Here is an 8334-nt window from a genome sequence, read left to right as displayed (position 1 = left end):
GTCGACGTCACCGTCGCCGTCCGTGTCGATCGGCACGCCGGTCCCGGCGCCGCTGTCGACGTCACCGCCGTCCTCGACGCCCGGGAGCGTGCCCGGGTCGGTGGGGTCGGCGGGGTCGGTCGGGTCCGTCCCGGGCTCCGGCTCGGCTGCCGTCTCGACCGGGATCGTCACCGCGAGGGTGATCGTCTGGCCGCCGGGCAGCGTCACGACGAGGGGCTGCTCGGCCGTCTCGGCTGCGGCGACCGCGCGGGTCGAGGCAGCGGCACGTGCCACCCCGTCGTCGGAGGCCGTTGCGCCGGGGACCGTGAACGTCAGCGTCGCCGTGCCCTGCTCGTCCGTCTTGTCCACGATGGTCGGGTCGATCGGGGCGCTGGCGAGCTCCTCGTCCCCGGCACCGATCGACACCGAGCCCGCTGCGGACGGGTCCTCGCTCGAGAACACGAGCGACGACAGACGCACCGTGACCTCGTCGCCGGGCCGGAAGCCGCCGTCCGGCGTGGGGGAGACCGTGACCCCGACCGCACGCTGGTCCTTCGGCGGCGTCACGACGGGGTTCGCCGCGAAGTAGTCGACCTGTGCCTGGAGGTCGACCTGGCCCGAGTCGGCGATGTTCTTCCCGGTCGTGAACGCGGAGAACTTGTCGCCGCCGGTCGAGAGGAACGAGTTGACCGTGACCTTGAGCGTGTCGGTGAGGGCGATCGGCTCGCCGTCGAGCGTCATCGTGGTGATGCGCTCCCCACGACCCTTCGCGGGGTCGTAGGTGTAGGCGAAGCCGTCGGAGACGCCGAGCTTCAGGAAGGGGCGGTCCGAGCCGTCCGGCTGCCACTGCTGCTCGAGCGCGTCCTTGATCTGCTGACCGGTCATGTCCTCGGTGACGAGGGTGTTCGCGAACGGTTGGACGAGCGCCGCCTCCTTGTAGGTCACGGTGCCGTCCGGATCGTTCGCGCCGCTCGACCTGTGCAGGATGTCGGTGCGCAGGCCGCCGGGGTTCATGAAGGCGACCTGCGAGCCGTTCCGGGCGGTGGCGGCTCGCTGCACCTCGGCGATGTTGTTGCCGAGCACCGACTCCCCGCCGCGGTTCTCGCTCGTGCGGTCCGACTGGACGGCGCGGCGGAGGTCGCCGGTGACCTTCCCGAGCGGCTTCGCACCCTCGACCTCGGCGACGGCCCTCGCGTCGGCGACGATCCCCGCGACCTCGGTGACCGACGAGGTGTCGGTCGCGGTGCGCGGGTCGGTGTTGACCGGCGTGACCTCGGCCGAGATGTCGGTGAGCTGCTTGTCCGCGTCCACCGTCAGCTGCAGGTGCCCGTAGTTGACGCCGTAGGAACCGGTCTGGATGACGGGGCGGAGCTCGCCCGTCGGCCCGGCGATCTCGTGGTCGTACGAGAAGTGGGTGTGCGCCGAGACGATCGCCGAGACCCGCTCGTCGACGCCGGCGGCGATCTTCGCGAAGGCGCTCGACCCGGTCGCGTCGGCGATGTTGCTCGACGCCGCCCCCTCGTGCACGAGGAGCACGAGCACGTCGGCCTCGCCGTTGTCCGGGTCGCCGTCGGTGAGCTCGTCAGCGTACTTGTTGACCTGGCTCACCACCGGGGCCATCTCGAGCCCCTCGACCCCGCCGGGGCTGACGAGTCCGGGGATGAGGTCCTCGGTCGTCGCGCCGATGAAGCCGACCTCGACCCCGCCCTTCTCGACGATCTGGTACGGCGTGAAGGCCGGCGTGGTCGTGCCCTCCTCGACGATGTTCGCCGAGACGTACTGCCAGTCCGCGGCCGCCTCGATGCGGTCGGTGAAGTCGTCCTGACCCTTGTCGAGCTCGTGGTTGCCGATCGCGCTGACGTCGAGCCGCATCGCGTTCAGGGCCTCGATGGTCGGGGTGTCCTGCTGGATGAGCGACGTGAAGGTCGATGCGCCGACGTTGTCGCCCGCGCTCGTGAAGATCGTGTTCGGGTTCGCCTCACGCCAGGACTGCACCACGGTCGCGAGCCGAGCGGCACCGGCGGCCTTGTCGGCGGTCGTGCCCTCGGACTCGATCCGACCGTGGAAGTCGTTGATGTCGACGATGTCGATCGTGGTGTCACCGTCGGCAGCGCTGGCGACGGACGGGACGGACAGCGCGACGAGGACGCCCGCCGTGGCGAGCGCTGCGCCCGCGACGACGCGCCCACGACGCGTTCGGGAGTGGTGGGAAGTGTTCATCGGCGACGAACCTAGGAGAACGCACAGGCGACACGCCAGCTGACCCCCGAACGCGTCACACGATGTTCACACGGGCACCACGTGGTGGTCAGTCGCGGCCGAGGGCGCCCTTCACCCGCTCGACGGCCTCCGCGGCCATCGCCTTCGCCGAGTCCTTCACGACGTCGAGCTCGACCGGGTCGCCCTTGAGCAGGCTCTTCGCGGTGTTGATCGCGTACTCCGCCGTGATGTGCGGGGGGAGCGGCGGCACGCTGCGGCTGACGTACGCGTCGATCACGGTCACCCCGGGGTTCGCGAACGCCCGCTCGACGGCCGCGTCGACCTCGCTGTCGTCGTGCACCGCGATGCCGATGAACCCGAGGAGCTCGGCGTACCCGGCGTAGTCCATCGTCTCGACGTCCTGCGAGCCGCGCCACATCGGGTTGCCGTCCTCGGTCCGCATCTCCCACGAGACCTGGCCGAGGTCGTCGTTGTGCATGATCACGATGACGAGCTGCTGGTTCGGCCAGTTCGCCATGTACTTCTTCACGGTGATGAGCTCGTTCATCCCGAGCATCTGGAACGCGCCGTCGCCGATCGTGCAGACCGCCGGCGCGTCCGGGAACGCGAACTTCGCCGCGACGGCGTACGGCATCGCCGCGAGCATGGTCGCGAGCCGGCCGGACATGTCGCCGTGCATGCCCCGACGGAGCCGGATGTGGTGGCCGTACCAGTCCGCCGTGGTGCCCGCGTCGCAGGTCACGGTGACGCGCTCGGGCAGCCGTTCGTTCACCGCGCGGATGACCCGGCGCGGGTTGACCCCGTCGCTGTAGGAGACTTCCGCCTGGCGGGCCATCTCGGCCTCCCACTCGCGCATCTCGTCGGCGAGCTGCTCCTGCCACGAGTGGTCGGTGGTCTGCTCCAGGAGCGGCAGGACCGCGTCGAGCGTCGCACCGACGTCGCCCCAGAGGTTGAGCTCGGTCGGGTACCGCAGGCCGAGCTGCTCGGGCTTGATGTCGACCTGCACGCCCCGCGCCTGCCCCGACTTCGGCAGGTACTCACCGTAGGGGTAGTTCGTCCCGAGGAGCACGATCGTGTCGCACTCCTTGATCTGCGTCAGGGAGGGCCGGGAACCGAGCAGCCCGACCTGCTGCGTGTGGTACGGCACGTCCGACGGCACGACGTCCTTGCCGCGGAGCGCGGTGATGATCCCGGCGCCGGTCCGCTCCGCCGCCGCGAGCACCTGGTCCGTGGCGCCGCGGGCGCCGGCTCCGACCAGGAAGGTGATCTTCTTCCCGGAGTTCAGGATCTCCGCGAACCTCCGGACGTCGTCGGCCGACGGCGTGATCCGCGTCGAGGCCGGCACGTCGCTCGACCGGGAGACCCAGTGCTCGGCCGCGGGCTCCTCCCACGCCATCGCCTGCACGTCGTGGGGGAGCACCACCACGGCGGGCTGCTTCCGCAGCATCGCGGTGCGGAACGCCGTGTCGATCACCACCCCGGCGGCGTCCGGGGACGCCACGGTCTCGACGTAGCAGGCCACGTCGGCGAACACGCGCTCGAGGTTCGACTCCTGCTGGGTGAACGACCCGATCGACGCGAGTCCCTGCTGCCCGACGATCGCGACCACCGGCTGGTTGTCCATCTGCGCGTCGTACAGCCCGTTGAGCATGTGGAACGCACCGGGGCTCGAGGTGGCGACGCAGACCCCGACCTCGCCGGTGAACTTCGCGTGCGCGGTGGCCATGAGCGCCGCGATCTCCTCGTGGGTCGGCCGCACGTACTCGAGGGCGCGCTCGCTGCCGTCGGCCTTGCCGAGGGCGCCGTCGAACGCGCCGATCCCGTCACCCGGGTAGCCGAAGACCCGGGTCACGCCCCAGGACTTGATGCGGTCGATGACGAAGTCGCTCACGGTCGTGCTCATGGCTCCAGCGTGCATCCCGCTTGCTGTGCGCGCTCAGACTGGAGGCCCGGATCACGTGACCGACGTCGGTCACGTGATCCGGGCCTCCAGTCGGGCCGGTCCGACCCCCGGCCGGACGCGAGTGCTCAGCCGATCGTCCGCCAGTCGCGTGCGGCCGCGCTCCGGACCACGGCCTCGATGATCGCCGCGGCCCGGGCGCCGTCCGCGAACGTCGGCAGCCCCTCGGGCGACCCGCCCCGGACGGCCTCGTACGTGTCCGAGACGAACGCGGTGAACGCGTCGAGGTACCCCTGCGGGTGCCCGGCCGGCACCATCGCCAGGCGTCGCTGGTCGGGCACGCCCTGCGACGGGTCCCGGACCACGATCTGCGCCCCGCGGTCGGTGCCGAACCAGGCGGACTCGGGCTGCTCCTGGTCGAAGGCCGCGGAGCCGAGCGTGCCGTCCACCTCGAACCAGAGCCGGTTCTTGCGCCCGGCGGAGACCTGCGAGATGACGACGTTGCCGATGCGCCCGGCCTCGGTCCGGAAGGTGGCGACGGCGGTGTCCTCCGTCGTGACCTCGGCGCGCTCGCTGGCGTCCGCGACCGGGTCGGGGTCGGGGGAGCCGGAGAAGGACGGACCGGACGCCGCCGGTCGGGTCGGGTACACGACGTCGGTCGCTGCCGACACCTCGACGAACCGCTGCCCCGTGACGAACTCGACGAGGTCGCACCAGTGCGAACCGATGTCCGCGAAGGCGCGCGAGACGCCGCTCGACGACGGGTCCACCCGCCACGACGACGCGTCCTCGTCGAGCATCCAGTCCTGGAGGTAGTGCCCGTGCACGGCGAGCAGCCGACCGAGCTCGCCGTCCGCGACCCGGGCCCGGATCTCGCGCACGATCGGGTGGTAGCGGTACACGAACGGGACCGTCGCGACGACGCCGGCCTCGGCGGCCGCGGCGACGAGCTCGTCCGCCTGGGCCGGGTCGAGCGCCAGCGGCTTCTCGCACACCACGTGGATGCCGGCACGGATGGCCGCGAGCGACTGGGGGTGGTGCTGCCCGTTCGGGGTGCAGACGTGCACGACGTCCGGGGCGTCCGCGATCACCTCGTCGAGCGAGGCGTAGCCCCGCGGGAGGCCGAGCTGCGCGGCGACCTGCTCCGAGCGCGCCGGCGTGCGACCGAGGACGCCGAGCACCTCCGCGCCCGAGGCGGCGGCGGCCCGGACGTGGACGCCCGCGATCATGCCCGTCCCGATCACTGCGACGCGGAGGCGCCGCCCGTCGTGCTCACTGCTCATCGTGCTCCCTCGCGCCGGACTGCCCCCACCGTATCGGCGAGACCGGAGGCACGCCCGGAGCGGGCGCCGGTGCACGCGACCCGACGGCACGGCCCCGGACCCGGCCACCTGCAGGACTCGTGAGTACGGTCTGGGGCATGTCGAGCCTCCAGACCACCCTGCTCATCCTCGGTGCCAGCGGCGACCTGTCGAAGCGGCTGCTGCTCCCCGGCCTCGCGACCCTCCTGGAGGTGAAGGAGGACTGGGACGTGCAGCTCGTCGGCGCCGGCACGGAGGACCTGTCGGACGACGACTGGAAGCGTCTCGTGCACGACGCGTTCGAGAACGCACAGGCGTCGAAGAACGAGGAGGACGAGGGCGCGCACGACGGGTCCGAGCGGCTGAGCGCCCGACTCCGCGCCGTCGTCGAGGCGTCGAGCTACCGCAAGTCGGACGTCACCAGCGCGGACGACCTGAAGGCCCTGCTCGCCGACTGCCAGCACGACCCGGCGGTCTACTTCGCGCTCCCGCCCGCCGTCACCGAGAAGAGCTGCGAGGTGCTGGCCGGGCTCGACCTCCCGCAGGGCACCCGCTTCGCGCTCGAGAAGCCGTTCGGCACCGACGCCCAGAGCGCCGAGCACCTCAACGACGTCCTGCAGGGGTTCCTGCCCGAGGAGCGCATCCACCGCGTCGACCACTTCCTCGGTCGATCCACCGTGCTCAACCTGCTCGGGCTCCGGTTCGCGAACCGCATCATCGAGCCGCTGCTCTCGTCGCAGCACGTCGAGCGCATCGACATCGTCTACGACGAGACCCTCGGGCTCGAGGGCCGCGCCCGCTACTACGACAAGGCGGGCGCCCTCGTCGACATGATCCAGAGCCACCTGCTCCAGGTGATGGCCGTCGTCGCGATGGAGGCCCCCGCGTCGATCGACGCCGACGACCTCCGCACGCAGAAGGAGCTCGTCCTCCGCGCCGTCCGGCCCTGGGGCGGTGACGCGGCGGCCGCGGGCAAGCGTGCCCGCTACACCGCGGGGACCATCGGTGACCGTCAGCTGCCGAGCTACGTGGACGAGGAGGGCGTGGACCCCTCGCTCGGCACCGAGACCCTCGCCCAGCTCACCCTCGAGGTCGCGAACTGGCGCTGGGCCGGCGTCCCGATCACGCTCCGCTCCGGCAAGGCGCTCGGGAAGCAGCGTCGCGAGATCATCATCACGTTCAAGGACTCCCCGCACGTGCCGAACGGGCTGACCGGGGCCGAACTGCCCGACCGGCTCCGCATCTGGATCGCCCCGGACGAACTCCAGCTCGAGCTCAACGTGAACGGCCCCGGCGACCCGTACACGATCGACCACACGGCGCTGTCGGTGACCTTCAACCCCGGTCGGCTGAGTGCCTACGGCGAGGTGCTCGCCGGGGTCCTCGAGGGCGACGCCACCCTGTCGGTCCGTGGCGACAGCGCCGTGCAGGGGTGGAAGGTCGTCGAGCCGTTCCTGCAGGCCTGGCGGGACGGCCGCGTGCCCCTGGACGACTACGCCGCCGGGACCGAGGGGCCCGAGGGCTGGGACAACATCGACGCCTGACCGGCGGACCACCGGACGGGAGGCACGTGGCGGGTCCGCCACGGGCCTCCCGTCCGTCATCCGGTCACCACGCGGCGGAGGCCGGCCGGGTCCGGGTCCGGGGGAAGGCCCGTCCCGGGTCCGGCGGCGTAGCGTCGCAGCGTGACCACCATCGACGACATCCTGCAGACCGTTCCCGACCCCGCCGGCGCCGACGTGCGCGTCGAGACCGTGCGGTACGACCACGACGGGACCGCCCTCGAGGGCGTGCTCGCGAAGGACCACGCCATCGCCGGCCCGCGCCCCGCGGTGCTCGTCGTCCACGACTGGCACGGCGTCAACGAGCACGTCCACGCCCGCGTCACGATGCTCGCCCGACTCGGGTACGTCGCGTTCGGCGCCGACATCTACGGCGCCGGCATCCGTCCGGGCGACGACACCGCCGGGCAGGTCGCCGGCTCGTTCTACCAGGACCTCCCGCTGCTCCGCGCCCGCGCGCTCGCCGGGTTCGAGCAACTCCGACAGGACCCGGACGTCGACCACACCCGGATCGTCGTCATGGGGTACTGCTTCGGCGGGTCGACCGCCCTCGAGCTCGCGCGGACCGGGGCGGACCTCGTCGGGGCGGTGTCGTTCCACGGCGGGCTCATCGCCCACGACCCCTCCGACGCGCACCAGATCCGGGCGAAGCTCCTCGTGCTCACCGGTGGAGCAGACCCGATGGTCCCCGACGAGAAGGTCCACGAGTGGCAAGACGAGATGCGCTCGGCGCCGGAGGTCGACTGGCAGGTCGTCACCTACTCCGGCGCGATGCACGCGTTCGCCGTCCCGGGCACGGACGCCCCGGACCACGGCGCGCAGTACCAGGCGACCGCGGACCGTCGGTCGTGGCAGGCGCTCCAGACGTTCCTCGGCGAGGTGTTCGACGAGGAGGCCTGAGCCAGCCCGGCGTCGGCGCGACACGCCGAGCGGCCGCGCGGGAGGGGCTCGATTGGCGCGAGTGGCTGCACCTGTTGTAGAGTCTTCCACGGCCGCAAACGCCACGCGCTCGTAGCTCAATGGATAGAGCATCTGACTACGGATCCAGAAGGTTGGGGGTTCGAGTCCCTTCGAGCGCACACTGTTTGAGACAGCAGGGATGACGCCCTCGGTTCCACTCGGACCGGGGGCGTCTTCTGTTTCCCGGGTGTCGTGTTCCCGGGTTTCGTGTTAACGGGTGTCGTGTCCCCGGGTTTCGTGGCTCCCGCTGCCGTCGGTGCGCCGTCGTCGAACGACGCCGTCGTCGTCGCACGACGACGGCGATGTCGTTCGTAGCGTCCGCGACTNGCCGGCGCGNGCACGGAACGACGCCGTCGTCGTCGCANGACAGCGGNGNNGTTGTGNNCNAGNGANGNNNGNGNGAGNGCNGANG

5 protein-coding genes and 1 tRNA gene are annotated in these 8334 nt (G+C 71.6%); 3 read left to right on the top strand and 3 right to left on the bottom strand.

Annotated features, from left to right (window positions below):
* The 3 genes from I59_RS14310 to I59_RS14300 form a co-directional block, all read right to left on the bottom strand.
* Nucleotides 1-2199 (bottom strand): bifunctional UDP-sugar hydrolase/5'-nucleotidase (locus tag I59_RS14310; protein WP_022904455.1); only part of this gene is annotated, 2199 nt, incomplete at its 3' end.
* A gap of 88 nt (nt 2200-2287) precedes the next feature.
* Complete coding sequence (locus tag I59_RS14305; RefSeq protein ID WP_022904454.1) at nt 2288-4102, bottom strand: thiamine pyrophosphate-requiring protein; 1815 nt, start codon at nt 4100-4102, stop codon at nt 2288-2290.
* Nucleotides 4103-4227: 125 nt separating this feature from the next.
* Nucleotides 4228-5382, bottom strand: a complete 1155-nt coding sequence (locus I59_RS14300) for a Gfo/Idh/MocA family protein (RefSeq protein WP_031273869.1) — start codon at nt 5380-5382, stop codon at nt 4228-4230.
* Nucleotides 5383-5519: 137 nt separating this feature from the next.
* On the opposite strand from I59_RS14300, the gene I59_RS14295 reads away from it, so the two are divergent.
* The 3 genes from I59_RS14295 to I59_RS14285 all read left to right on the top strand — a co-directional run bounded on the left by I59_RS14295 (nt 5520) and on the right by I59_RS14285 (nt 8041).
* The gene (locus tag I59_RS14295) at nt 5520-6944 is read left to right on the top strand and encodes a glucose-6-phosphate dehydrogenase (RefSeq protein ID WP_022904452.1); all 1425 of its coding nucleotides are present in this window, start codon (nt 5520-5522) and stop codon (nt 6942-6944) included.
* A gap of 141 nt (nt 6945-7085) precedes the next feature.
* Nucleotides 7086-7862 carry a dienelactone hydrolase family protein gene (locus I59_RS14290; RefSeq protein ID WP_022904451.1) on the top strand — a complete coding sequence of 259 codons (777 nt, stop codon included), beginning with the start codon at nt 7086-7088 and terminating at the stop codon, nt 7860-7862.
* A gap of 105 nt (nt 7863-7967) precedes the next feature.
* A tRNA-Arg gene (locus I59_RS14285) sits at nt 7968-8041 on the top strand.
* The last annotated feature ends 293 nt before the right edge of the window (nt 8042-8334 follow it).

The organism is Curtobacterium sp. B8, from assembly GCF_000333315.1.
Lineage (GTDB): Bacteria > Actinomycetota > Actinomycetes > Actinomycetales > Microbacteriaceae > Curtobacterium > Curtobacterium luteum.
The sequence above is the reverse complement of the archived record's forward strand: the minus strand, read 5'-3'. Positions and strand labels throughout refer to the sequence as shown.

Coding starts and splice junctions, on each gene's coding strand:
- I59_RS14295 (WP_022904452.1), top strand. CDS start 5,520: ATGTCGAGCCTCCAGACCACCCTGCTCATCCTCGGTGCCAGCGGCGAC.
- I59_RS14305 (WP_022904454.1), bottom strand. CDS start 4,102: ATGAGCACGACCGTGAGCGACTTCGTCATCGACCGCATCAAGTCCTGG.
- I59_RS14300 (WP_031273869.1), bottom strand. CDS start 5,382: ATGAGCAGTGAGCACGACGGGCGGCGCCTCCGCGTCGCAGTGATCGGG.